The organism is Actinokineospora inagensis DSM 44258 (assembly GCF_000482865.1).
GTDB lineage: Bacteria > Actinomycetota > Actinomycetes > Mycobacteriales > Pseudonocardiaceae > Actinokineospora > Actinokineospora inagensis.
Window position 1 is genome coordinate 1 of record NZ_AXWW01000050.1, and the last position, 24,097, is coordinate 24,097.

22 protein-coding genes are annotated in these 24,097 nt (G+C 71.1%); 11 read left to right on the forward strand and 11 right to left on the reverse strand.

Annotated elements, in window-relative coordinates; translation table 11 throughout:
- Window positions 1-480: 480 nt before the first annotated feature.
- Both H504_RS0118890 and H504_RS0118895 read right to left on the reverse strand, forming a co-directional pair.
- Window positions 481-1,053, reverse strand: a complete 573-nt coding sequence (locus H504_RS0118890) for a TIGR03086 family metal-binding protein (protein WP_026424051.1) — start codon at window positions 1,051-1,053, stop codon at window positions 481-483.
- Window positions 1,054-1,207: 154 nt separating this feature from the next.
- Window positions 1,208-1,807, reverse strand: a complete 600-nt coding sequence (locus H504_RS0118895; protein ID WP_026424052.1) for a TetR/AcrR family transcriptional regulator — start codon at window positions 1,805-1,807, stop codon at window positions 1,208-1,210.
- 195 nt (window positions 1,808-2,002) lie between these two features.
- On the opposite strand from H504_RS0118895, the gene egtA reads away from it, so the two are divergent.
- Genes egtA through egtD form a run of 4 tightly spaced genes read left to right on the forward strand, consistent with a single transcriptional unit; the run spans window position 2,003 to window position 6,384 of the window.
- A complete protein-coding gene (egtA, locus tag H504_RS35880; protein WP_051386027.1) occupies window positions 2,003-3,286 on the forward strand; it encodes an ergothioneine biosynthesis glutamate--cysteine ligase EgtA in 1,284 nt (427 codons plus the stop codon).
- An 8-nt stretch (window positions 3,287-3,294) separates the two neighbouring features.
- Window positions 3,295-4,635, forward strand: coding sequence for an ergothioneine biosynthesis protein EgtB (egtB, locus tag H504_RS0118905; RefSeq protein ID WP_157440514.1), 1,341 nt, complete (start codon window positions 3,295-3,297; stop codon window positions 4,633-4,635).
- Window positions 4,636-4,637: 2 nt separating this feature from the next.
- On the forward strand, window positions 4,638-5,423 hold the full coding sequence (gene egtC / locus H504_RS35885; RefSeq protein ID WP_035304910.1) for an ergothioneine biosynthesis protein EgtC: 786 nt from the start codon (window positions 4,638-4,640) through the stop codon (window positions 5,421-5,423).
- Window positions 5,404-6,384, forward strand: a complete 981-nt coding sequence (gene egtD, locus H504_RS0118915; protein ID WP_026424054.1) for an L-histidine N(alpha)-methyltransferase — start codon at window positions 5,404-5,406, stop codon at window positions 6,382-6,384. The genes egtC and egtD overlap by 20 nt, the downstream gene beginning before the upstream one ends.
- Window positions 6,385-6,526: 142 nt before the next feature.
- Here the strand turns inward: egtD and H504_RS41395 are convergent, their stop codons facing one another.
- From H504_RS41395 to H504_RS35895, 4 genes are all read right to left on the reverse strand, one after another.
- Window positions 6,527-6,664, reverse strand: coding sequence for a hypothetical protein (locus H504_RS41395; RefSeq protein WP_157440507.1), 138 nt, complete (start codon window positions 6,662-6,664; stop codon window positions 6,527-6,529).
- 446 nt (window positions 6,665-7,110) lie between these two features.
- On the reverse strand, window positions 7,111-9,921 hold the full coding sequence (gene acnA, locus H504_RS0118925; RefSeq protein ID WP_026424055.1) for an aconitate hydratase AcnA: 2,811 nt from the start codon (window positions 9,919-9,921) through the stop codon (window positions 7,111-7,113).
- A gap of 260 nt (window positions 9,922-10,181) precedes the next feature.
- Window positions 10,182-11,687 carry a hypothetical protein gene (locus tag H504_RS35890; protein ID WP_051386028.1) on the reverse strand — a complete coding sequence of 502 codons (1,506 nt, stop codon included), beginning with the start codon at window positions 11,685-11,687 and terminating at the stop codon, window positions 10,182-10,184.
- A complete protein-coding gene (locus H504_RS35895) occupies window positions 11,684-12,160 on the reverse strand; it encodes a hypothetical protein (RefSeq protein WP_157440508.1) in 477 nt (158 codons plus the stop codon). Before H504_RS35895 ends, H504_RS35890 begins: the two co-directional genes overlap by 4 nt.
- A 270-nt stretch (window positions 12,161-12,430) precedes the next feature.
- Here H504_RS35895 and H504_RS0118940 point away from each other — a divergent pair, with 270 nt between their 5' ends.
- The 3 genes from H504_RS0118940 (at window position 12,431) to H504_RS0118950 (ending at window position 15,740) form a co-directional block, all read left to right on the forward strand.
- Window positions 12,431-13,684: an NlpC/P60 family protein gene (locus H504_RS0118940; RefSeq protein WP_084467882.1), complete on the forward strand. Its 1,254-nt coding sequence runs from the start codon at window positions 12,431-12,433 to the stop codon at window positions 13,682-13,684.
- Between the two features lie 332 nt (window positions 13,685-14,016).
- Entirely contained in the window at window positions 14,017-14,313 is a 297-nt protein-coding gene (locus tag H504_RS35900) for a hypothetical protein (RefSeq protein WP_051386030.1), read from the forward strand.
- 218 nt (window positions 14,314-14,531) lie between these two features.
- Window positions 14,532-15,740, forward strand: coding sequence for a glycosyltransferase (locus H504_RS0118950; protein ID WP_026424057.1), 1,209 nt, complete (start codon window positions 14,532-14,534; stop codon window positions 15,738-15,740).
- A gap of 36 nt (window positions 15,741-15,776) precedes the next feature.
- On the opposite strand, the gene H504_RS0118955 is transcribed toward H504_RS0118950, so the two are convergent.
- Window positions 15,777-16,349, reverse strand: a complete 573-nt coding sequence (locus tag H504_RS0118955) for a TetR/AcrR family transcriptional regulator (protein ID WP_026424058.1) — start codon at window positions 16,347-16,349, stop codon at window positions 15,777-15,779.
- Window positions 16,350-16,401: 52 nt separating this feature from the next.
- On the opposite strand from H504_RS0118955, the gene H504_RS0118960 reads away from it, so the two are divergent.
- Entirely contained in the window at window positions 16,402-16,878 is a 477-nt protein-coding gene (locus H504_RS0118960) for an FBP domain-containing protein (protein WP_026424059.1), read from the forward strand.
- On the opposite strand, the gene H504_RS35905 is transcribed toward H504_RS0118960, so the two are convergent.
- From H504_RS35905 to H504_RS0118975, 3 genes are all read right to left on the reverse strand, one after another.
- A complete protein-coding gene (locus H504_RS35905) occupies window positions 16,868-17,374 on the reverse strand; it encodes a class I SAM-dependent methyltransferase (RefSeq protein WP_245614355.1) in 507 nt (168 codons plus the stop codon). The two genes, H504_RS0118960 and H504_RS35905, sit on opposite strands and share 11 nt — an antisense overlap.
- A gap of 13 nt (window positions 17,375-17,387) precedes the next feature.
- Entirely contained in the window at window positions 17,388-17,540 is a 153-nt protein-coding gene (locus tag H504_RS43210; RefSeq protein WP_245614356.1) for a hypothetical protein, read from the reverse strand.
- Window positions 17,541-18,450: 910 nt separating this feature from the next.
- Window positions 18,451-20,466 (reverse strand): S9 family peptidase, encoded by a 2,016-nt coding sequence (locus tag H504_RS0118975; protein WP_026424061.1) that lies wholly within the window; start codon window positions 20,464-20,466, stop codon window positions 18,451-18,453.
- Between the two features lie 162 nt (window positions 20,467-20,628).
- On the opposite strand from H504_RS0118975, the gene H504_RS0118980 reads away from it, so the two are divergent.
- Window positions 20,629-21,051, forward strand: coding sequence for a pyridoxamine 5'-phosphate oxidase family protein (locus H504_RS0118980; RefSeq protein WP_026424062.1), 423 nt, complete (start codon window positions 20,629-20,631; stop codon window positions 21,049-21,051).
- A 113-nt stretch (window positions 21,052-21,164) separates the two neighbouring features.
- Here the strand turns inward: H504_RS0118980 and ligD are convergent, their stop codons facing one another.
- Window positions 21,165-22,118 (reverse strand): non-homologous end-joining DNA ligase, encoded by a 954-nt coding sequence (gene ligD, locus H504_RS0118985; protein WP_026424063.1) that lies wholly within the window; start codon window positions 22,116-22,118, stop codon window positions 21,165-21,167.
- Between the two features lie 149 nt (window positions 22,119-22,267).
- On the opposite strand from ligD, the gene H504_RS0118990 reads away from it, so the two are divergent.
- Together H504_RS0118990 and H504_RS0118995 are read left to right on the forward strand one after the other, a co-directional pair.
- Window positions 22,268-22,900 (forward strand): PadR family transcriptional regulator, encoded by a 633-nt coding sequence (locus H504_RS0118990; protein ID WP_026424064.1) that lies wholly within the window; start codon window positions 22,268-22,270, stop codon window positions 22,898-22,900.
- Entirely contained in the window at window positions 22,867-24,093 is a 1,227-nt protein-coding gene (locus H504_RS0118995) for an FAD-dependent oxidoreductase (RefSeq protein WP_026424065.1), read from the forward strand. The genes H504_RS0118990 and H504_RS0118995 overlap by 34 nt, the downstream gene beginning before the upstream one ends.
- Window positions 24,094-24,097 lie beyond the last annotated feature (4 nt).

Sequence of the window (24,097 nt, forward strand, 5' to 3'; positions counted from 1 at the left end):
GGGCTTTGTTCTCGGTTGATCTTGGTGTGAGGGGGCTCTGGGCCTGGCTGCGCCTCGGGGTTCGGCCTGGTCGCCTTCGGCGACGCCGGCCTCGGGCGCCAGATTTTGCGGGCTGCGCCCGTTGGGGTGGACTTGTTTTGTGTGGGGCCCCTACGGCAACCGCGGGTAAGGCTAAAGGCGGGGCCACTGGAAAGACGTGGCCTTACCCGCCGGAGAGCTTGCGGTCACCGCCTCCCCACACAAAACAAGTCCACCCCAACGGGCGGTTGGTGTCGGCGGGTTTCGAGGCGCGGGGGGCGAGTTGGTCGTGATGCTTTTCCGCCTGGTTGGCGGTTGGTGTCGGCGGGTTCGAGGCGCGCGGGGCCGGTTGGAGGGCTTCGTCGATGGGGCTGGGGGTTTTGGGGCGCGCGGTGCTGGTTGGTGGGCTTTGTCGATGGGGGCGGGTTCTTCTGAGGTGCGCGGGGGTGGGGTGGCGCTTGCTCAGCGTGGGGGGTGCCAGTTGGGGTTGCGGCCGGTGAGGGCGATGAGGCGGTTTTGGGGGTCGGCTGTGGGGGTGACGGGGTGGGGTGGGGCGAAGATGCCGGAGTCGGCCCACTGGGTGATGTGGTCGGTGAACTCGTCGATCAGGGCTTGGGATAGGGCTTCGCCGATGAGGGGGTTGTGGTTGGTGGCGGACGCCAGATCCCAGCCGTGGATGGCTAGGTCGAGGGTCATTTGCCAGCGGTAGTCGCGGGCGGGGACGGTGGCGTAGCTCAGGTGGACGGGGTGGTCGTCGGGGACGTCGGCCCAGGCCCGGCGGGAGGTGTCGGACGCGGAGCGCCAGGCGGCGGCTGGGTCGTCGCCGAGGAGGTCGCCGTCGTAGCGGGGGCCGACTTGGGCGGTGGTCTCGCCGGTTACCAGGTGGGGGACCCAGAGCTGTTCGGACACCAGGTGGTTGACCAGGTCCCGGGTGGTCCAGTCGGTGCACGGGGTGGGGGCGGACCAGTCGGTCACCTCGGTCACGGCGCGGTCGAACACGTCGCGGGCGCGTTCGTGGGCCTCGTGGAGTTCCATGGTCACCAGTTCAGCAAATCCCGGCTGCCCCTGCCCGGCGACAGGTTCCCGGCGACAGGTTCTCAGCGGGGGCCGAGCGGCACTGTCCAGGTGGCACTGTCCACGAGGGGCCGACTACGACTCCGCTGCTGATCCGTCCAAGTCGGGGGTTGCGTCAACCACTCCGGCGGTGGCGGCGGACGGTTTCCTCGACGACGTCCAGTACCGGGTCCATGTCGTCGGCGGGGAGGCCCATGGCCAGGTGGGACACCAGGCCCTCCAGGACCAGTTCCAGGTACGCGGTCAGCACCTCGACGTCGACGTCGTCGCGGAGGTTGCCTGCTTCGCGTTGGCGGAGGAGGCGTTCTCTGGTCGCCACGGTCAACTGTTGGGAGCGTTCGGCCCAGCGGGTTCGGAACTCGGGGTCGGTGCGCAGCCTGCGGGAGACCTCCAGGCGGGTGCCCAGCCAGTTGGCCGGGTTGTGCGGTTCGCCGTCGGCGGCGGGGCGGGTGGAGAGCAGGTCGCGCATGACCTGGACCAGGCCCTGGGCGGCGACGACCTCGGTCATCCGCAGCACGTCGTCCTCGGCCAGCGCGAGGAACAGTGACTCCTTGTCGCGGAAATGGTGGAAGATGGCACCGCGGGAAAGTCCGGTAGCCTCTTCCAGCCTGCGCACCGTGGCGCCTTCGTAGCCGTACCGGGCGAAGCACGTGCGGGCGCCGTCGAGGATCTGGCGCCGTCGCGCGTCGAGATGGTCTTGGCTCACCCTGGGCACCCGTCGATGGTGTCAGTCCGCCCTGTCCGAAGCAATCCGTACGTACGTTTTGGGTGTCCGGCGCCACAGGCCCGCCCGGTGGGCGAATCCCGCCGCCGCACGGCTACCCGATCGGCGCAGCGGGTTCGTGCGACTGTCGGTGGCCGCGTGTAGCGTCGATTTCCAGCACCGCGAGCAAGGGAGGAGTGAGCACGAATGTCCAGTTCCCGTGAGGGAATCGAGCCGGACCGCAGGCGGCTGCGGGCCCGGGTTGAGGCCGAGGCGTACGTCGCCTCGGTGTGCTTCAAACACGGCCCGCCCGATCTGCTGGGTGTCGAGTTGGAGTGGGTCGTGCACCACCGCGACGACCCCGGGCGGCGACTCGACCCCGATCACCTGGCCGCCGCCCTCGGTCCGCACGCCCCCGTCACACTGCGCCACGACAGCCCGCAGTTGCCGTTGCCGTCCGGGTCCCCGCTCACCCTCGAGCCCGGTGGGCAGGTCGAGATCTCCTCGCTCCCCGCGCCTGCCCTGGCCGCCGTGGTCGACGCCGTCTCCGCCGACCACCGCTACCTCTCCGAACTCCTCGGCCGCGCTGGCCTCGTGCTCGGCGCCCGCGCCCTGGACGCCCACCGGTCCCCGCGCCGGGTGTTGGACACCCCCCGCTACGCGGCCATGGAACGGGCGTTCGCCCCGATCGGGCGGCACGGCATCACCATGATGTGCGCCAGCGCCGGTCTGCAGGTGTGCCTGGACGTCGGGGAGGAGGCCGACCTGCCGACCAGGTGGGCCGCGTTGTCCTCGCTCGGCCCGGTCCTGATCGGACTGTTCGCCAACTCGCCGGTGTCGTCGGGCAAACCCGGGGCGTCGACCGGCTGGGCCAGCGGCCGCATCCTGCACGTCCTCGGTGTCGACCCGCGCCGCACCCGCCCGGTCCCGGTCACCGCGGACCCGGTCGGGGCGTGGAACGACTACGTGCTCGACGCCCCGCTGCTGTGCGTGCGAAGACCCGTGGGCGGCTGGGACGCCCCACCGGGGGTGACGTTCGCCGACTGGCTGGACGGTGCCTTGCCCGACCCGCCCACCACCGACGACCTCGACTACCACCTGTCCACGCTGTTCCCGCCGGTCCGCCCGCACGGCTACTTCGAGGTCCGCTACCTCGACGCGCAGGACGGCGACGACTGGGTGGCGCCTGCCGCGCTGCTGGTGGCCGTGATGGCCGACCCGGCGACGGTCGACGCCGTCGTGGACGTGTGCGCGCCGGTCGCCGACCGGTGGCTGGACGCCGCCCGGCTCGGCGTCGCCGACCCGGACCTCGCGCTGGCCGCCCGGCGGGTGCTCGACCTGGGCATCCCGGCGCTGCCCCGGCTCCACCTGCCGCCCGACCACGCCGCCGCCGTCACCGATCGGCTGGTGGCGCTGCGCGCCGCGCTCGACGCGCCGGGGCGGGCGAACTCGGAAACGAACTCGGACACGGCCCATGGGAGGACGTCGTGACCACGGAATTGACCGGAACCGAGCTGATCAACACCGGGGACAACGCGGAGCAGGAGCGCACCCGGGCCCTGGTGGCCGCCGCGTTGGACCGCTCGCGGGCGCGCAGCGTGGCGCTCACCGACGCGGTGGACGACGGCGAACTGGTCCGCCAGCACTCGCGGCTGATGTCGCCGCTGGTGTGGGACCTCGCGCACATCGGCAACCAGGAGGAGTTGTGGCTGGTGCGCGACGTGGGTGGTCGCGAGCCGGTGCGCTCGGACATCGACGCGCTCTACGACGCGTTCCAGCACCCGCGCGCCGACCGGCCCGCGCTGCCGCTGCTGTCGCCGACCGAGGCCCGCTCGTACGTGGGTGAGGTGCGGGACAAGGTGCTCGACGTGCTGGACAAGGTCCCGCTGACCGGCCGCAGGCTGGTCGACGGCGGGTTCGCCTTCGGCATGATCGTCCAGCACGAGCAGCAGCACGACGAGACCATGCTGGCCACCCACCAGCTCCGGGCGGGGGCGCCGGTGCTGCACGCGCCCGATCCCGACCCGAACCCGCCGCCCGTCGCCGAGCGCGAGGTGTTCGTCCCGGCCGGGGAGTTCACCATGGGCACCTCCACCGAGCCGTGGGCGCTGGACAACGAGCGCCCCGCGTTCCGGACGCACGTCGACGCCTTCTACCTCGACACCGTCCCGGTCAGCAACGGCGACTACCTGGCGTTCATCGACGCGGGCGGCTACGACGACCCGAGGTGGTGGAGCGAGGCGGGCTGGGCCCACCGGCGGCAGGCGGGCCTGGTCGCGCCGCAGTTCTGGTCCCGCGACGGCGACGGCTGGTCGCGCACCCGGTTCGGCGTGGTCGAGCCGGTCCCGCTCGACGAGCCGGTGGTGCACGTGTGCTTCCACGAGGCCGCGGCGTACGCGAAGTGGGCGGGCAAGCGGTTGCCGACCGAGCCGGAGTGGGAGAAGGCCGCCCGGTTCGACCCGGCCACCGGCCGCTCCCGCCGCTTCCCGTGGGGCGATGACGACCCGGGCCCCGAGCACGCCAACCTGGGGCAGCGGCACCTGCGGCCCGCCCCGGTCGGCTCGTACCCGGCGGGCGCGTCGCCGCTGGGGGTGCGCCAGCTCATCGGCGACGTCTGGGAGTGGCTGGACTCGGACCTGCGGCCGTACCCGGGGTTCGCGGCGTTCCCGTACCGGGAGTACTCCGAGGTGTTCTTCGGCGGTGACTACAAGATGCTGCGCGGCGGCTCGTTCGGCACCGACGCGGCGGCCGTGCGCGGCACCTTCCGCAACTGGGACCACCCGGTGCGGCGGCAGATCTTCGCCGGGTTCCGCTGTGCCCGCGACGCGGGACCGCGCTAGGCATGTGCCGCCATCTGGGTTACCTCGGCCCCGCCGTGCCCGTGGCCGGTCTGCTGGACCGGCCGACCGGGCTGCTGCGGCAGACCTGGGCCCCCGCCGACATGCGCGGCGGGGGCACGGTGAACGTCGACGGGTTCGGCGTCGGCTGGTACGTCGACGGCGAGCCGGAGCCGGTGCGCTACCGGCGGGCCGTGCCGATGTGGACCGACGCGGCGTTCACCGGCATCGCGGCGGTCACCCGCAGCGCGGCGGTGCTCGCCGCGGCCCGGTCGGCCACGATCGGGATGCCGGTGGTCGACCAGGCGTGCGCCCCGTTCACCGGGGGGCGCTGGCTGTTCAGCCACAACGGCCGGATCGCCGGGTGGCCGGGCAGCGTCGCCGACCTGGCCGCCGAACTGCCCACAGTGGACCTGGTGACGCTCGACGCGCCCACCGACAGCGCGCTGCTGTGGGCGCTGGTGCGCCACCGGCTGCGCGCGGGCGCGTCGATGGCCGACGCGCTGGCCGGGGTGGTGCTCGCGGTCGCCGACCGCGCCCCCGACTCCCGGCTCAACCTCATGATCACCGACGGCGTGACCGTCGCCGCCACCACCTGGTGGCACTCGTTGTCCACGCTCACCGGCCCCGACTTCGTCGTCGTCGCCTCGGAGCCGTGGGACGACGATCCACAGTGGACTTCCGTGGCCGACCGCGCGCTGGTCACCGCGAGCCGCACCCCCATCCCCACCGTGCGCGTGCGCGCGCTCGGCAGACCGGACAAGGACGCCGATGACCGACTCCCGGCTTGATCCCGTGGAAGTGCACCTGCCCGAGGACCACGCGGCCAGGGCCCTGGCCAAGGACGCCCGCGAGGGCCTCACCGGCACACCGAAGACGCTGCCGCCCAAGTGGTTCTACGACGCGCGCGGCAGTGAGCTGTTCGAGCGCATCACCCGGCTGCCCGAGTACTACCCGACCCGTGCGGAACGCGAGATCCTGGCCGCCCGCGCCGACGAGATCGCCGCCGCGACCGGCGCGCACACCCTGGTGGAACTGGGTTCCGGGTCGTCGGAGAAGACCAGGCTGCTGCTCGACGCGCTGCGCACCGCGGGCACCCTCGCGCACATCGTGGCGCTGGACGTGTCCGAGACGGCGCTGCGCGACGCGGCGTCGGCGCTGGCGGCGGAGTACCGAGGCGTGCAGGTCAGCGGCGTGGTCGGCGACTTCACCGAGCACCTCGGCCTGCTGCCCGGTCAGCCGCCCCGGCTGGTGGCCTTCCTCGGCGGCACGATCGGCAACTTCCTGCCCGCCGAGCGCGCCGAGTTCCTGGCTGCCATCCGCGACGTGCTGAAACCGGGGGAGTGGCTGCTGCTGGGCACCGACCTGGTCAAGGACCCGGCCACCCTGGTCCGCGCGTACGACGACGCCGAGGGCGTCACCGCCGAGTTCAACAAGAACGTGCTGCACGTGCTGAACCGGGAGCTGGGCGCGGACTTCGACCCGGCCGACTTCGAGCACGTCGCCCGCTGGGACGACGACAACGAGTGGATCGAGATGCGGCTGCGGGCCCGGCGCGCGCTGACCGCCACCCTCACCGACCTCGGCCTCACCGTCGAGTTCGCCGCGGGAGAGGAGGTGCGCACCGAGGTCTCCGCCAAGTTCCGCCGCGAGCGCGTCGCCGCCGAACTGGGTGGCGCCGGGTTCTCCCTGGAGCACTGGTGGACCGACGAGGCGGGCCGGTTCGCGCTGTCGCTGGCCCGCGCGGACTAGCGGCAGGCCACTGGGTGGCCTGTGTGGACGGATGTGGACGGATGGTGTCACCGGGGTTCGTCCCGGTGACACCATCCGCGTTTCCCCCGAATTCGCTGCGGTCACCGCGCGGACCGACCTGTCCGCTCTGACCGCCGATCAGCTAGTGTGCCGACCACACCCCCTCGGTGGCGGCCGCGCGGCGGGCCGGGAAGGCGAGCCATTCGCGGTCGTCCGGCGGGTCACCCGCGGTGATTCCGGTACCCGCGGTGATTACCAGGGATTTTCCACTGTACTTCAAAGGATCCCCCAATCCTCGTTTTCCCCCACCACCAGCATGACACAGGGTCATGCCGAGGTGGGGCCAATCGAGCTAACCGCCGTATGACCACTGTCACCGCAACGCCGGTATCCACATCGGCAACGTGTGCACCGCGCGGCGAACGGGTTTCCCGGTCGGTTCCCGGTTACTCCGATCGTGTCGGAACATCGCTGGTGACGGTGTGGTCGACAACCTTTCCCGGGGGTGTCGTCCGGTCCGGAAATGCCATTGCGGTGTTCACCCGAGGCAGCAGGCAATTCCCTTGACAAGTCGCTCGGAATTGTTCCCGGTACCGCAGGTTGATCTTGTCCGGTCCGCGCACCGGATCACCCGGTCGAGCACGGCCGCCGTTCGGCGAAACAGCGGTGGAAAACGACGGCGGGGGCCGCCGGAAGGCAGCCCCCGCCGTGCGGAGAACGCGGCTGTCAGCCGTTGACCATCTTGCGCAGCACGTACTGCATGATGCCGCCGTTGCGGTAGTAGTCGGCCTCGCCGGGGGTGTCGATGCGCACCACCGCGTCGAAGTCCACCGTGACGCCGTCGGACCGGCCCGCGGACACCTTCACGGTGCGCGGGGTGCCACCGTCGTTGAGCGCGGTGATCCCGGTGATCAGGAACAGCTCCGTGCCGTCCAGGCCCAGCGAGGACGCGCTCTGGCCCTCGGGGAACTGCAGCGGCAGCACGCCCATGCCGATCAGGTTGGACCGGTGGATGCGCTCGAACGACTCGGCGATGACCGCGCGCACCCCGAGCAGCGAGGTGCCCTTGGCCGCCCAGTCGCGCGAGGACCCGGAGCCGTACTCCTTGCCCGCCAACACCACCAGCGGCGTCTGCGCTTTGGCGTAGTTCTGCGCGGCGTCGTAGATGAACGCCTGCTCGCCGCCGTTGGTGAAGTCCCGGGTGTAGCCGCCCTGCACGCCGTTGCCGTTGTTCTCGCTGTCGAGCAGCAGGTTGCGCAGCCGGATGTTGGCGAACGTGCCGCGGATCATCACCTCGTGGTTGCCGCGCCGGGACCCGTAGGAGTTGAAGTCCTTGCGCTCGACGCCGTGCTCGGTGAGGTACTGGCCCGCCGGGGAGTCCTGCTTGATCGCGCCCGCGGGCGAGATGTGGTCGGTGGTGACCGAGTCGCCGAGCAGTGCCAGCACCCGGGCGCCCTCGATGTTGGTCACCGCGGCCGGGGTCATCGCCATGCCGTCGAAGTACGGCGGCTTGCGCACGTAGGTGGACTCGGCGTCCCACTCGAACACGTTGCCGGTCGGGGTGGGCAGCGAGCGCCAGCGGTCGTCACCGGCGAACACGTCGGAGTAGCTGTCCGCGAAGCTCTCCGCCGACAGCGCCGAGGCGATCACCTCCGCGATCTCCTGCGGCGACGGCCAGATGTCGGTGAGGAACACCGGCTCGCCGTCGGACCCGGTGCCCAGCGGCTCGGTGGTGATGTCGATGTCCATCGACCCGGCCAGCGCGTAGGCGACCACCAGCGGCGGCGACGCCAGGTAGTTCATCTTGATGTCCGGGTTGATCCGGCCCTCGAAGTTCCGGTTGCCGGAGAGCACCGACACGACGGCCAGGTCGGAGGACTGCACACCGGCGGAGATCTCCTCCTGCAGCGGGCCGGAGTTGCCGATGCAGGTGGTGCAGCCGTAGCCGACCAGGTTGAAGCCCAGCTTGTCCAGGTACGGGGTCAGCCCGGCGCGGTCGTAGTAGTCCATGACGACCTTGGAACCCGGGGCCAGCGTGGTCTTCACCCACGGCTTGCGCGCCAGGCCGCGCTCGACGGCCTTCTTCGCCAGCAGCGCCGCGCCGATCATCACCGAGGGGTTGGACGTGTTGGTGCACGAGGTGATCGCGGCGATGGCGACCGCGCCGTGGTCCAGTTCGAACTCCGCGCCGTCCACGGTCACCGTGGTCGGCTTGCTCGTCCGACCCTCCGCGCCCCGCGCGGCCGAGTGGTAGTCGAACGGCTTGCCCGCGCCGTTGCCCGCGCTGACGGCGGGCGAGTCGCTGGCCGGGAAGGACTCCTCGCCCGCCTCGTCCACGGCCGAGTTCGGCGTGGTGTAGCTGCCCAGGGCGGCCCGGAACGCCTGCTTGGCGTCGGTCAATTCGATCCGGTCCTGCGGGCGCTTCGGCCCGGCGATGGACGGGACGACCGTGGCCAGGTCCAGCTCCAGGGTCTCGGAGTAGGCGGGCTCGGCGGCCGGGTCGTGCCAGAGGCCCTGCTCCTTGGCGTACGCCTCGACCAGCGCCACCTGCTCGGCGGAGCGGCCGGTGAAGCGCAGGTACTCGATGGTCTCCGCGTCGATCGGGAAGATCGCCGCGGTGGAGCCGAACTCGGGGCTCATGTTGCCGATGGTGGCCCGGTTCGCCAGCGGCACCGCGGTCACGCCGGAGCCGTAGAACTCGACGAACTTGCCGACCACGCCCTGCTTGCGCAGCATCTCGGTGATGGTCAGCACCAGGTCGGTCGCGGTGGCGCCCGCGGGCAGCTCACCGTGCAGCTTGAAGCCGACCACGCGCGGGATCAGCATGGACACCGGCTGGCCCAGCATGGCCGCCTCGGCCTCGATGCCGCCGACACCCCAGCCCAGCACACCGAGGCCGTTGACCATGGTGGTGTGCGAGTCGGTGCCGACCAGCGTGTCCGGGTACGCCTGACCGTTGCGGACCATGACCACGCGGGCCAGGTGCTCGATGTTGACCTGGTGCACGATGCCGGTGCCCGGCGGGACGACCTTGAACTCGTCGAACGCGGTCTGGCCCCAGCGCAGGAACTGGTAGCGCTCCCTGTTGCGCTCGTACTCCAGGTCCACGTTCTTCTCGAACGCGTCCGGGCGGCCGAAGACGTCGGCGATCACCGAGTGGTCGATGACCAGCTCGGCCGGGGCCAGCGGGTTGACCTTGTCCGGGTCGCCGCCGAGCTGGGTGACGGCCTCGCGCATGGTGGCCAGGTCCACGATGCAGGGCACGCCGGTGAAGTCCTGCATGACCACCCGGCCGGGGGTGAACTGGATCTCGGTCGACGGCTCGGCGCCCGGGTCCCAGCTCGCCAGCGCGCGGACGTGGTCGGCGGTGATGTTCGCGCCGTCCTCGGTCCGCAGCAGGTTCTCCAGCAGGATCTTCAGGCTGTACGGCAGCCGCTCGGCCCCCTCGACCGCGTCCAGCCGGAACACCTCGTACGAGGCGTCCCCGACCTTCAGCGTGGCGCGGGCGCCGAAGCTGTCCTTACTCGGTGTGGTCACGTCCAACTCCAGTGGCGGCGCAAAGTCAGTGCGGGTTACTCGACCGTGAGTCTCGCGCACTCCGCGGCGGAGCGCGTCGACGGCCTCACCCTGCAAACAGTACGCTTGTCCTGTATAGCCCTTCAAGGGTGGCGGACGTCGCATGGATCACCAGTTCGGCCCTGGGAACGGGCGCCGGGCGGGACGGGCGCCCGCCCGCCGAAACGGCGAACGGCCCGTCCCCGAGATGGGGGACGGGCCGTTCGCGGGGGCCGGTGGGGCTACTTCTTGGCCAGGGTGATCAGGGCCTTGATGTCCTCGGGCTGCAGGCTCTTCAGCGCGGTGACCTCCAGGTCGGTGACCGACCGGATCGGGCTGACGTACCACTTGCCGTCGACCTCGGTGGTGATCACGCCGGTGTTGGCCATCATGCCCTTGACCAGGTTGGTCACCGCCTTGGTCGCGGCCGTGCTCATCCCGCGCCCGCCCAGCTTGCCTGCCAGGTCGTTCGCGCAGACCTTCTGCTTCTCGCCGTCGGTCTCGGCGGCGTAGCACTCGCCGTCCTTGGTGACCTTGATCTGCCGGCCGCCCGAGTCCAGCTCGATCTCCTTGAGCAGGACCTTGGTGGCGTTGTCCACGTCCTGGGTCTCGGTCTCCAGCTTGGTGATCTTCACGTCCGACGGCTTGCCCTTGCCCGCCGCGTCGACCAGCACCGGGCCGACGTCGTGCAGCACGCCCATCTCGTCCGGCGGCAGCAGTTCGATCACCCGGGTCATGTCCTCGGCGAGCGCGGCGTCGGCCAGTTGGCGCACCGCGTCACCGGGGGAGGCCGCGCCCTTGGCGGCGATCGGCTTGCTCGGCCACTTCTGCTTGTCGGCCGCCAGCGCGTAGTCGGCGATCGTGTAGAACAGGCTCGGGTACCACTCGCCGTCCACCTCGATGGTGGCGATCCGCAGCGCGCCCTTGTTCTCCTTGACCAGCTTCGCCACGTCGAAGGTCTGCGTCTGCGGCGCCTGGGTGACCCCGGTCGGGAACGCCAGGTCGATGAAGTCCTGGGTGAGCGGCAGCTTGCTCATGTCGGAGCTGACCGTCACCGTGCCGCCGACCAGCTTGGTGATGGTCAGGTGGTCGTTGACCTTCTCCGCGCCCGCCTCGTCGAACTTCAGGTTCTCCGCCTTGAGCTCGAAGCCGCCCGCGATGTTGTTCGGGTCCACTCCGGACTTGTAGACGTTGAGCCGCTGCAGCTCCTTGGTCGTCTCGGAGTTGAGCGAGGTCATCAGGTCCCGCTCGGCCGGGGCGAGCCCGGTGAGCAGGCCGGTGACGTCACCCTTGCCGATGGCGTTGACCAGGTTGGTCGCCGCGGCGGTCGGGCTCGCCGCGCCCGCCTGCGTGCTGCCCCGGTTGAGCGCCCACACCGTCACCCCGGCGCCCGCGGCCACCGCGAGCACGGCGACGACCGCGCCGATGACCAGGCCCTTGCGCTTCTTGGTCGGCCCCGGCTGCGGCTGCACGGGGTAGCCGTACTGGCCGCCGCCGTACTGCTGCTGCGGGAACTGGAAGCCCTGCGGGTCGGTCTGCGGGAAGCCGCCCTGCGCGGGCTGCGGACCCGTCTGCGGGAAGCCCTGGCCCTGCTGCTGCGGGTACCCCGGCTGCTGCGGGTAGCCCTGGGCGGGCCGGCCGCCGGTCTGCGGGTAGCCCGGCTGGGGCTGTGCGGGGAAACCGCCACCACCCTGCTGGTACGGGTCGTTCGGCTGCCACTGGCCGCCGCCTCCCGGTGGATAAGTCACGGTTCCCCTCCTGCGTTTCTGCGCGTCCCTCCGCGCCCGTTCACCACGATCAAGACCGCGCCGAGCACGGCGAGCACCGAGCCGGTCAGCGTGGTCGCCGGTCCGGTCGCCGCGATGCCCAGCGGGCCGTCATCGCCACCGCTTTCGACGGTCGCACCCCCGGACACGGTTCCGGTGATAATCGCGATCGCCGCCCCGAGCGTTGCGCCGGAACGCCGGAAACCCAGCGCGTACAGCACGACGCTCAGCGTGATCGCCGGGATGATCGCGAACCACGCCCGCAACACCAGCTCCAGCGCCTGCCCGCGCAGGAACCCCAGGGTGGTGATCACGCCGACCACCTGGAAGCTGTCCCGCAGCACCGCGCCGGAGCGCAGCCACGGCAGGAACATCCCGACCGCCACGACCACCAAGCCCGCCCCGGTGAGGGCGGCGGGCAGCGCGGTGCGGGCGCGGGCGTTCCAGTCGGACACCACACCATGCTCGCAGCTCCCGCTCGGCCGGGTTACATCGCCCTCGTTCGAGTGGTAGCGACTGTCCTCTTTCGACTGCTCGATGACACGGACCGTCGTGATCGAGGCGGGTGGTGTCGCCGATGTCGATGTTTCTGCTGGTACGGCTGGTTGCCGAGTGTCCTGAGTGGCACAGTCGAGACGGGTCGGGTGACGAATCGGGTGCGGTGTCGCCCGGTGAACGGGAAGGGGCAGGCGGTGGCCGTACGACGGACGCTCTCGCTCGGGCTGATGGTCACATCGATCGCCCTCGGGTCGGCGCTGGCGTCGACGGCGGTCGCCGCGGCGGTCCCACCGCCACCCCCCAACCCCAGCGACGCCGAGCTCGACAGCGGTCGCGCCGCCGCCCAGGACAAGGCGGGTCAGGTCGGCAAGCTCACCAACCAGCTCGCCGAGGCCGAGTCCACACTGATGCAGTTGCAGGGCGAGGTCGAGGCCAAACTGGAGGAGGCCAACAAGGCGCTGGTCGACCTGCGCTCCGCCGAGGACGCCGCCGCCAGGGCGAAGTCCGACGCCGACGCCGCCCGTCGCGAGTCCGACGGCGCGGGCCAGGTCGTCACCGACGCCCGCAAGCAGCTCGACGACTTCGCCGCGGGCAGCTACAAGCAGGGCACCACCATCGGTTCGATCACCGCGTACATCGGCGCCAAGAGCCCGGAAGACCTGCTCGCCCGCGCGCAACTGCTCAACGCCGTGTCCGGCAGCGAGTTGGACGCGCTCGACCGGATGGAACGCGCCCGGACCGGCAAGGCCAACGCGGACTCCCGCTCCCGCGCCGCGCTCAACGTCGCCAACCAGAAGCAGGCCGACGCCGAGCAGGCCAAGCACACCGCCGACGAGGCCACCGCCCGCGCCCAACAGGCCCAACGCGACCAACTCGCCCGCTCGCACGACCTGCAGGCCACCCGCGCCGACTACGAACGCCAACTCGACGAGGCCCAGGCGAACGTCGGCGGCCTGGAGAACCAGCGGGCGCGTTACCAGCAGTGGCTGGCGGACAAGAAGCGCGAGGACGAGGAGAACGCCCGCCGCGCCGCGTCCGGTCACCCGGTCGCCCCCGCCGCGGGTCGGGCCCGCGCCGTGATCGAACGGGCGTTGTCCCAGTTGGGCGTCGAGTACGCGTGGGGCGGCGGTGACGAGGACGGCCCGACCCGCGGCATCCGCGACGGCGGCGTCGCCGACAGCTACGGCGACTACGCGAAGATCGGCTTCGACTGCTCGGGCCTGATGATCTACGCCTTCGCCGGCGTCGGCGTCGACCTGCCGCACTACAGCGGCTACCAGGCCACCTCCGGCCGCCAGGTCCCACTGTCCCAGATGGCCCCCGGCGACCTGCTGTTCTGGTCGACCGACGGCCTGATCCACCACGTGGCCCTCTACATCGGAGACGGCCAGATGGTCGAGGCCCCGTACTCGGGTTCCCACGTCCGCATCGCCCCGGTCCGCTACGGCGGCATCGTCTCGTACGCCACGCGGGTCCTGTAAGACCCGTCGGGCGCGTGGACCGGCATTGCGCCACCCGCCGCCTTCAGGCAGGCGCCATGTGGCACACCCAGGCCACACCGGACCCGTCACGTCGGACATCCGCTCCTGCGGATGTCCGGTCGTTGACGAGCGTTACCGGCGGCAGGCGTTGTACATCATCCGTTCCGGCCGAGGCGGGTCGGACACCGCGCGGGACGGGTCGCCATCCGGCGCCGGGTGTCGGTACCCCTCCCCGAATTGGTTGAACCAATTGGCAGATGATCGTGGGCGGTCGGGCTGCTTTGATGGAGCGGGCCCACATCGGGCCCAGCCGCGGTGAAAGGTGGACCTCCGTGAAGTTCGGGAAGATGCTCGGTGTCGCGTCGGCGACGGTGTTGGCGTTGACGGCCCTGGCCGTGCCCGCGTCGGCACAGGACACGCCGTACTGGTCGTGTCGCACGGTGCCTGCCGGCTACACCTACACGATGGTGCGTGCGGACCAGGGGTGCGAGCCCCTGTACTACGTCACGGTGCCCCAGACCGGGTTATGGGCGTGCAAGGTGACCGCCGGGTTCACCTACACCGCCACCCGACCCAGCTCCAACTGCAGACCCGACAGCACCGTGCAGTACCTGCTCGCCGCCGTGTAGTCGCGTCGTGCCCCACGGCCGCGCGGTCGTGGGGCACCGCACCGGAACAGCCACCACCACGTCAAACCCACCACCACGTCGAACACAGGGCGGCGGCAGATCACACGTTTCCCCCCCACTTCAACATATAGCGCAGTGGGGGGCTTGCGGCAAGACCCCGGTGGTACCGCAGAATTGCCCGCCGAACGGGCAAGAGCTGGGGAAATGGGGTTGCACAAGTGCGTGTGGTGTTGACGACATGGGGATCGCGCGGGGACGTCGAGCCGCTGGTGGCGCTCGCGGTGGCGTTGCGGGAACTGGGCGCGGGCGTTCAGGTGTGCGCGCCGCCGGATGACGATTTCGTGGAATTGCTCGGCCGGGCCGGTGTTCCGCTGGTTCCGCTCGGGCCGACGGTGAAATCGGTGGTCGCGGGTGCGAAACCGCCGACCAGGGAGGACGCTTTCCGGCTCGCGCCCGCTCTGGTGGCCGCTCGGTTCGAGGTGCTCGGCGCGGTCGCCGAGGGGTGCGACGCGGTGTTGGCGACCGGTCTCATGCCCGCCGGGGCGCGGGATGTGGCCGACAAACTGGGAATCCGCTATGTGCTGGCGTGTTTTCACCTGCTGGGGTTGCCTTCGCGGCACACCTCGCCGGGAATGCGGCCGGGCACACCGTCTCCGGAAGGCGAGACGGACAACCGGGTGCTGTGGCGGCAGGACGCGGAGCGCGTCAACGCGCTCTACGGCCCGTCGGTCAACAGCCATCGAGCGGCGATTGGCTTGCCACCACTGGACAACGTCCGCGACTACGTGTTCACCGAACAACCTTGGCTGGCGGCCGATCCGTTGTTGTGCCCGTCAGCAGGTTTGACGGACTTGGACGTCGTGCAGACCGGGGCGTGGATCCTGCCGGACGAGCGGCCGCTCCCGGCCGCGTTGTCGGAGTTCCTGGACGCCGGGGAACCGCCGGTGTACGTCGGTTTCGGCAGCATGGCCACCCACGCGCCCAAGGACATCGCGCCCATCGCCATCGAGGCGGTCCGCGCGCAGGGGCGTCGAGTCGTCCTTGCCCGTGGTTGGGCTGGACTGTCCGCAGTGGACGATCGCGACGACTGCCTCGTCGTCGGTGAGGTCAACCAACAAGCCCTGTTCCGCCGGGTGGCCGCCGTCGTGCACCACGGTGGTGCCGGTACCACAACGACTTCGGCGCGAGCCGGTGTGCCGCAGGTGATCGTGCCGCAGATCGCCGACCAGCCCTACTGGGCCGCCCGCGTCGCCGAACTCGGCGCGGGTGTGGCCCACGACGGTCGGACCCCGACACTGGAGTCGTTGTCCGCCGCTCTCGCAACGGTTCTGACCCCGGAGACGCGCGCATGTGCCGAATCCGTGGCAACCCAGGTTCGCGGTGACGGGGCGACGGTGGCCGCGAAGCTGCTCATCGAAGGCCGCTGATGTGGTGACTGGCCGTGCGTCGTGCACGGCCAGTCACTACCGGTCCGTGGGCCAGTGGCGGAGGGCCGCGTCGAGGGCGTTGAGGGTGTGCCGCCAGGATTCCTCGGCCGGACGGGCGGTGTGCTGGAAGGCCCCGGTGTGTTCGAGGGTGACGTAGCCGTGGAACGTGCTGTGCAGCATCCGGACGGCGTCGGTCTGAGCGGGCTCGGGCAGGTGGTAGCCGCGGAGGATGGCGCGGGTCATGTCGGCGTGCCTGCGGGCGGCGCCGGCCAGCAGGGTGTCCAGGTCGAGCTCCACCTGGGCGGCGGCGTAGCGGCCGGGGTGGTCGGTGGCGTAGCCGCGATAGGCGTTGGCGAAGGCGACGAGGGCGTCCCTGCCCGCTCGACCGGCGATGGCGTCGCCGACGCGGTCGGCCAGTTCGGCGAGCGCCAGGACGGCCACCCGGACCTTGAGGTCGTGCGCGTTGCGGACGTGCGAGTACAGGCTCGCGTCCTTCACCCCGAACCGGCGGGCCAGCGCGGACACGGTGACGTTCGCGAAGCCGACCTCGTCGGCCAGTTCCGCCGCGGCCAGCGTCAGCCGCTCGGCGGTCACCCCGGCACGCGGCACGGCTCCCCCTAGTCAGATTAACCATTTGCCTAACTGCTCTAGGATAGTACCTATGCTACCGCTGACCGACCGCGCCGTGCGGGCGTCCTTCGTCAACTGCACCAAGGGCGAGACCCAGCGCCTGGCCGTCCCGCGCGACCTCGCCGACCAGCCCTGGCCCGACCTGGACTTCTACGGCTGGCGCGACCCGTCCGCCCGCGACCGCGGCTATCTGGTGGCCCCGCGCGACACGGGCCTGGTCGGCGTCGCCCTCCGCGTCGCAGCCCACACCGGCCACCTCCGCCGCGGCATGTGCTCGCTCTGCCTGACCACCCACCCCGGCGACGGCGTCTCCCTCATGACCGCCCGCAAGTCCACCCGCCGCGACGACTCCGTCGGCATCTACATCTGCGGCGACCTGGCCTGCCCCCTGCACGTCCGCGGCAAGCTGACCACCGGCAAACGCCTGAAGGAGTCCCTGACCACCGACGAGCAACTGGCCCGCATGACGTCGAACCTGTCCGCGTTCCTGGACCGCGTCACCGCCTGAACAGGGCTGTCCAGAGGAAGCTCTCACCGAAGTGCCCGGTGCCCTCGCGCATCCGCCGCAGGTCGACCCCGGCGAAGTCCGCGAAGATCCACCGCAGCGACTCCTCGGTGAAGGCCAGCCCGCCCTCCAGGCTCCCGACCCGGTACAGCTCGGCGTCCGACCGCTCCGACCCCATCGCCCCCGCCGCGAAACACACCAGCCCGAGGTGTCCGCCCGGCTTGAGCACCCGGCCCACCAGTTCGAGGTACCCCACCCGCCGATGGGGTGGCAGGTGGTGCAGGCAACCCGAGTCGTAGACGAGGTCGTACGGCCCGGTCAGCCCCGCCTCGAACATGTCCCCGTGGATGAAGTTGACCCCGCTCCCGCGCTCCCGCGCCCACTCGATCGCCTCCAGGGACAGATCGATCGCGTCAACCTCGAACCCGACCCGCCTGAGGTAGTGCGCGTTCCGACCCGGACCGCAACCCACGTCGAGCGCTCGCCCAGGCTGGACCAACCCGCGCTCCACGTTACTCGACCAGACCCTCATCGGGCGCGTCGCGGAAGAACGGCACGGGTTTCCCGCGATCACCGTAGAACTGGTCCCACCACTCGCCGGGCATCCGGTCGAACATCCCGTCGAGCACTGTGTAGAGGTCTTCAGTCGACCTGATGTCCCGCACGGGCTCTAGCCAAGCAGGGGGCCTAACCGATCGTCTACCGTCACCGGCTCGGGGGTTGGCGGCAACACGGGCCGGGTGCTCCCGGCGGTTATGGGTTCCTGCGCCGGTCCGGCCGCGCTCTCGTTGGCCGCCGTCGACATGGGCAGCGTCGCGAGCAACACGGCGACGGCCCCCAGCGCCCTGGCATGCAGCCGCATGGCATCCCCTCCTGCGGCATCGGGTGTCGTCCGGCCAGTAGATCCCATTCGGCACTGAAAACCATGACGGTCTTTCGGGGGTCACGTACTCCCCGCAACCGCTTACACCCGCCCGTCCACCTTCCCCGCCTGCCCGCGCCCAGGTCAAGCCGCCACCAGACTGACCGCCCCCGGCGCACGCCAAGATCAACCGTGCTGAGCAGCCCGGCTTCGAGTGCGGGGCAGGCACGCAGCGATCCGACCGCCGACCCCGGCCAACTCACACCCTCCGGCAGCCACTGGAGTTCGTGTTCCACACCCCACAGACAAGACAGACACGCCGAACCCCGGACGACACAGCGGACACGGCATCACCACCCGCGTCCCCCAACTCGTCGGTGTCCCGATGAATTCCCGCTGACCAGCGAAAACGCCGCGCTGGAGCCGCGTCAGGAGACGACCGTGCTCAGCGACCGAACCGCCGTCCCGCCAACCAGCGAAGCCGCCAACGCCCCAACGAGTACGACCGGGCACGACTGGCTCGCCCGCAACGGCGACTCGGCAACAGCCCAGAGCGAGCCAGCGCCGATCCCAGTGCCCCTCTCTGCGCACGCCAAGATCAACCGTGCTGAGCAGCCCCGATCTCCCAGCCTAGGGCCGGATTGTCGGTGGTGGGGCCGCTCGATCGTGGGCTGGGGACGGGTGTGGTGGGTGTGGATGAGTGCGGATCTTGGTCAGCCGAGCAGGGCGGGGCGGTGCCATTCCTCGCCGAGGACGTGGTGGGCCAGGAAGGCCAACACCGTGGCGTACCAGAGTTTCACGTTGTTCGGCGCCAGGACGAAGTGGTTCTCGTCGGGGAAGAACAGGAAGCGGTGTGGGCCTGTGCCGTCGTTGCAGCGGGAGGACAGGTCCCACCACAGGCGCAGGGCCTCGTTGATCGGTACCCGGTAGTCCCGGGCCCCGTGGATCACCAGCATCGGTGTCTTGATCGCGTCCGCGAAGTGGTGCGGGGAGTTGGCCTCCGCCACAGCGGGGGTCATCTCGCGGCGGAAGTCGTAGGCGATGTCCGCCGTGTCCGTGGACTGGTCGAGGTCCCACACCGAGGCGTGCGTCACGATGGCGGCGAACCGGTCGGTGTGGCCCGCGATCCAGTTGGCCATGTAGCCGCCGAACGAGCCGCCCATCGCGGCGGTTCGGGTGGCGTCGATGTCGGGCCGCAGCAGTGCCGCGTCGGTGATGGCCATGAGGTCGGTGTACGGGGTTTCGCCCCAGGCGCTCCAGCCGCGGCGGATGAACTCGACGCCGTAGCCGGTGGACAGGGCCGGGTCCGGCATCAGCACCGCGTAGCCCCGCGCCACGGCGATCCACGGGTTCCACCGCCAGGACCAGTTGTTCCGTGACAGCACCGGGCCGCCGTGGATCCACAACAACAACGGGACCGGGCAGTCGTCTTCGGCCGACAGGGGCAAGGTGAGCCAACCCCGCAGCGGCGTGCCGTCTTCCGCGGTCGTGGAGACCTCTTCCAGGCGTCCCCGGATCTGGATCGTCATCCCGAGCGCGGCGGCCGGGTCCGGTAGGTAGGTCAGCGAACCGTCGAACGCGATCCGCACGGGGGTGGGCGGCGCGTCGATCGCGGAACGCAGGGCGTAGACCCACTCGCCGTCGGGGGACACGCAGGGGTCGGAGTAGGCGGCGTCGTCGGCGGTCAGCCGGGTCACCGTGCCGGACGTGACGGACACCAGCCACAGCGGCGCGCGGCCGTCGTGGTCGGCGACGACGACGATCCGCGAACCGTCCGGTGTCCAACGGATCGAGTGCGGCCAGCGGTCCCAGTCCCGGGTCAGCGCCCGCACCGGACCGCCCGCCAGCGGGACGACACCGAGCCACCGGTCGCCCGGGTCCTCCGGGTTCTTCCGCCGCTGCACCACGACGGCGACCTGCGTGCCGTCCGGGGACACCCGGGGCGCGTCGTACTCGTGGTCCGGGTCGTCGGCCAACACCCGGCGGGTCCCGGTGGCGACGTCGACCGCGACGAGCGTGTGCCGCTGGGAGCCGCCGGGTTCGGCCACCGCCCACATCGTCACCACCGTCGTGCCGTCCGGGCTCAGGTCCCAGACGCAGTCCTCACCGAGGGCGCGGCCCACGTGGCCGGTCAGGTCGCGCACACCAGCCGGGCCGAGGGTCAGCAGTCTGGTCCGGTCCGGGCCCAAGTCGCGGTCCCAGTGCCGGATCGGGAACTCCTCGTGCAGCACGGCGGACACGCAGGCGTCGGAGCGGCGGTTGCGCAGGGCCCGATCGGTGTCCAGGTCCACGGCCGACGGCAGTAGGGAAGAACCGAACACAACGGTCCCCTCGGGGGAAACCACCACGCCCCGCACCCCGCCGCCCGCGCGTGCCAACGCTTCCGGGTCACCGCCGCCCGCGGGCAGCGACCACAGCGCGGGACCGTCCTCGCCGGTCGGACCCGGTCGGGGTGAGGTGAACAGCACATCGCCCGATGGGGTGAAGCCGGCCCCGACCTCGCCCTCGGCGCCGCGGGTCAGCCTGCGCGCCGGGCGGTCGCCGCGCGGGTCGATCTCCCACAGCGAGCGGGTGTAGCGGGTTCCCGACTCGTCGGGCAGCGAGACGCCGACCGTGATCCGGTCACCGGCGCGGGACAGCCACAGCCCGGCCACCTGCGGGGTGCGCACGAAGGCGTCGAGATCGGCCAGCGGACCCGCCGCGGGCCTGGTGTCGGCGTTGAAGATCACGTCTTCTTATACCGAACCCGGGCCGTTCCCGCCCCCGCCAGGTCCCCCGGTGGAACCGGTTGACTCGTCCCGCGATGCCCGGTTCAGGGGCCCCTGAACGCCGTGATCAGGAAAAACCGTTGCGCGCGTTGGGTTGTCGGTTAGTTGCCGTATGTTCATGGCATGCCATTGAGCCTCGAAGAACGCGAGCAGTTCCTCCTCGAGCCGCACATCGCCTCCCTCGCCGTCGCCGGTGCGGCCGGTCGGGGTCCACTGCAGGTCCCGGTGTGGTACCAGTACAAGCCCGGCGGCGAGGCGTGGATCCTCACCGCCGCCAAGTCCCGCAAGGCCAGGCAGATCGCCGAGCACGGCCGGTTCTCGCTGCTGGTGGAGCGGCTGGAGCCGAGCATCCGCTACGTCACCGTCGAGGGCCCGGTGCTGAGCACCGAGGAGGGCACCGACGAGCACCTGGTCGAGATGTGCACCCGCTACGTCCGGCCGGAGCGGCTGGAGGCCTACATCAAGTACCTCAAGGCCGAGGGCCAGCAGTCGGTGATCACCCTCAAGGTCGAGCACTGGACCTCCGCCGACCTCGGCCAGGTCTGACCGCCCCGGCTCCGCGGGCTTGATCGCCCCGGGGTGGGTCCCGGTGCGGTGCACGTAGTGTCCACAGTGGACGGAGCAGTGCCGTTGCGCCCGGGTGGGGCCGAGATCCCGGACTAGTCCGGCTCGCCCGGGTCCTCGGCGCCCGCCCGTTCGTCCCGCTCCGCCCATTCCAGCAGCGGTTCCAGTCCGAACACCGTGTCGTCGATGCCCGCGTGCAGGTCCCCGAGGGCGGCGAACCGGGCCGGGACGGTGGTGATCGTGCAGTCGCGCGGGTCGACGTCGTCGATCTCGTCCCAGCGCAGCGGTGTGGACACGGTCGCCTCGGGGACGCCGCGCACCGAGTAGGCGGAGGCGACCGTGTGGTCGCGGGCGTTCTGGTTGTAGTCGACGAACAACGCGGACGGGTCGCGGTCCTTGCGCCACCACGTGGTGGTCACGTCGGCCGGGGCGCGCCGCTCGACCTCGCGGGCGAAGGCCAGCGCGGCCCGCCGGACGTCGCCGAACGACCACTCCGGGGCGATCCGGACGTACACGTGCAGTCCGCGGCCGCCGGAGGTCTTGGGCCAGCCCACCGCGCCCAGTTCGTCGAGCACCTCGTGCGCCACGTGCGCGACCCGGCGGACCCGGTCGTATCCGCAGTCCGGCATCGGGTCCAGGTCGATGCGCCACTCGTCGGGGCGTTCGGTGTCGGCGCGGCGGGAGTTCCACGGGTGGAACTCGACGGTGGACATCTGCACCGCCCACACGACCTCGGCGAGGTCGGTCACGCACAGCTCGTCGGCGTACCGGTTGTACCGGGGGAAGTGCACCCGGACGGTGCCCAGCCACGGTGGCGCCCCGCCCGGTACCCGCTTCTGGTGGACCTTGTCCGCGGTGACGCCCTTGGGAAACCGGTGCAGCATGCACGGCCGCTCGCGCAGGGCGCGGACGATGCCGTCGCCGACCGACAGGTAGTACCGGACCAGGTCGAGCTTGGTGATCCCGAGCGCGGGGAAGTACACCCGGTCCGGACTGGACACCCGGACGGAGTGCGCACCCACCTCGACCTGCACGGCGTCGCCGGTCATGGGCACAACCTAACCGCGGTGTCGCGAACCTGCCAGGCTGTCCGGACATGGTCCGACCCGAACTAGTCGGGCCGAGATGGCTGACCCAAAATAGTTGACACTGACTAGTCAGGCATGGATAGTTGGTGTCGGCTGGAAATGAGGATGAGGTGGCGAACCGGCGCGCGGTCGGTAACCCGCTGGCGTTGGCGGTCCTGGCCAACCTGCTGTTCGAGCCGATGCACCCCTACGAGCTGGGGCGCAGGCTCAAGGAGACCGGCAAGGACCGCAACATCAGGTACAACCGCGGCTCGCTCTACATGGTCGTGGAGCAGTTGCGGAAGGCCGGGTTCATCGCCGAACAGGAGACGGTGCGGGACACGGCCCGGCCGGAGCGCACCGTCTACGCGCTCACCGACGCCGGTCGGGACGAGATGTACGACTGGATGCGGGAGCTGGTCTCGCGCCCCGAGCACGAGTACCCGAAGTTCGGGGTCGCGCTCTCGCTGCTCGGCGTGCTGGACCCCACCGAGGCGGTGGACCTGCTCCGCCTGCGGGGGATCGCCCTGGAGTCCGAGGCGGCCGGGGTCCGCGCGGGCATCGAGGCGACCAAGAAGATGGGCGTGCTGTGGGTCTTCCTCGTCGAGGAGGAGTACCGGCTCGCGCAGTTGGACGCCGAGATCCGCTTCGTCACCTCCCTCATCGACGGCCTCGGGGCGCCGGAGTACGTCCGCGCCTGGCAAGAGGCGTTCAACGAGGGGAAGAAGAAATGGGAGAGTTCGTCCGACCAGGGGGAGCGGTAAGGACGGCGCTGGTCATCGGCGGCGGTGTCGCCGGACCGGTGGTGGCGTCGGCGCTGGTCAAGGCGGGGGTCGAGGCGACCGTGTACGAGGCGTACGCCGAGCCCGCCGACGGGGTGGGCGGCGTGCTGATGGTCGCGCCCAACGGCCTCAACGCGTTCGACGCGATCGGCGTGGGGGAGCGGGTCGCCGAGATCGGGCACCCGACGACGACCATGGTCATGGAGGACTTCCGCGGCCGGGCCGTGTTCGCCATGCCCGGCCTGCCGGGTCTGCCGCCCAGCCGCACCATGTGGCGCCCGGACCTCTACCGGGTCCTCAACGCCCACGCGGCCGAGACCGGTGTCCGCGTCGAGTACGGCAAGCGGATCGTCGACGTGCGGGAGACACCCGACGACGTCACCGCCGTCTTCGCGGACGGCACCACCGCCACGGCCGACGTGCTGATCGGCGCGGACGGCATCCGCTCGACCGTGCGCACCCTGGTCGACCCGACCGCGCCCGGCCCCGAGCCGGTCGGTCTGCTCGGCCTCGGCGGCCACGGCCCGGCGGTCGACGGTATCGGCGGGTCCGAGACCATGCACTTCGCCCAGGGCAGGCGCGCGTTCTTCGGCTACTGGGCCGACCCCGACGGCGGCACCCTGTGGTTCAGCAACCTCCCGCACCAGGGCGCCTTGTCCATGGCCGACGCCCGCGCGGTGCCGGGCGAGGAGTGGCTGCGGCGGCTGCGCGCGGCGCACGAGGGCGACCACCCGGCCGAGGTGCTGCTGGCCGCCGCCGAGACCGTGCAGGTGGTCGGCGCGCTGGAGATCCTGCCCACCATCCACCGCTGGTACCGCGGTCGGATGGTCCTGGTCGGCGACGCCGTGCACGCCCCGTCGGCCAGCTCCGGCCAGGGCGTGTCGATCACCGTCGAGAGCGCCGTGCAGCTCGCCCGCTGCCTGCGCGACCTGCCCGACCTCCCGCGCGCCTTCGCCGCCTACGAGCGGCTGCGCAGGCCCCGGGTCGAGAAGATCGTCGCGGGCGCCCGGCGCACCAACAACACCAAGGCGGCCGGTCCGGTCGCCCGCACCGTCAACCGGGTGGTCAGCAAGGCGCTGGTCCCCGTGTTGTCGCGCACCGTGTTCAGCCCGGAACGGATCTTCGGCGAGATGCACCGGCACACCATCGACTGGGACGCCCGCGTCACCGCCTAGGGTC

Excerpts from the sequence above, each read along its gene's own strand:
- H504_RS0118980 (WP_026424062.1), top strand. The coding sequence starts at position 20,629 with ATGCCATTGAGCCTCGAAGAACGCGAGCAGTTCCTCCTCGAGCCGCAC.
- egtD (WP_026424054.1), top strand. The coding sequence starts at position 5,404 with ATGACCGACTCCCGGCTTGATCCCGTGGAAGTGCACCTGCCCGAGGAC.
- egtA (WP_051386027.1), top strand. The coding sequence starts at position 2,003 with ATGTCCAGTTCCCGTGAGGGAATCGAGCCGGACCGCAGGCGGCTGCGG.
- egtC (WP_035304910.1), top strand. The coding sequence starts at position 4,638 with ATGTGCCGCCATCTGGGTTACCTCGGCCCCGCCGTGCCCGTGGCCGGT.
- H504_RS0118960 (WP_026424059.1), top strand. The coding sequence starts at position 16,402 with ATGCTACCGCTGACCGACCGCGCCGTGCGGGCGTCCTTCGTCAACTGC.
- ligD (WP_026424063.1), bottom strand. The coding sequence starts at position 22,118 with ATGACCGGCGACGCCGTGCAGGTCGAGGTGGGTGCGCACTCCGTCCGG.
- H504_RS0118995 (WP_026424065.1), top strand. The coding sequence starts at position 22,867 with ATGGGAGAGTTCGTCCGACCAGGGGGAGCGGTAAGGACGGCGCTGGTC.
- H504_RS0118940 (WP_084467882.1), top strand. The coding sequence starts at position 12,431 with ATGGTCACATCGATCGCCCTCGGGTCGGCGCTGGCGTCGACGGCGGTC.
- H504_RS0118890 (WP_026424051.1), bottom strand. The coding sequence starts at position 1,053 with ATGGAACTCCACGAGGCCCACGAACGCGCCCGCGACGTGTTCGACCGC.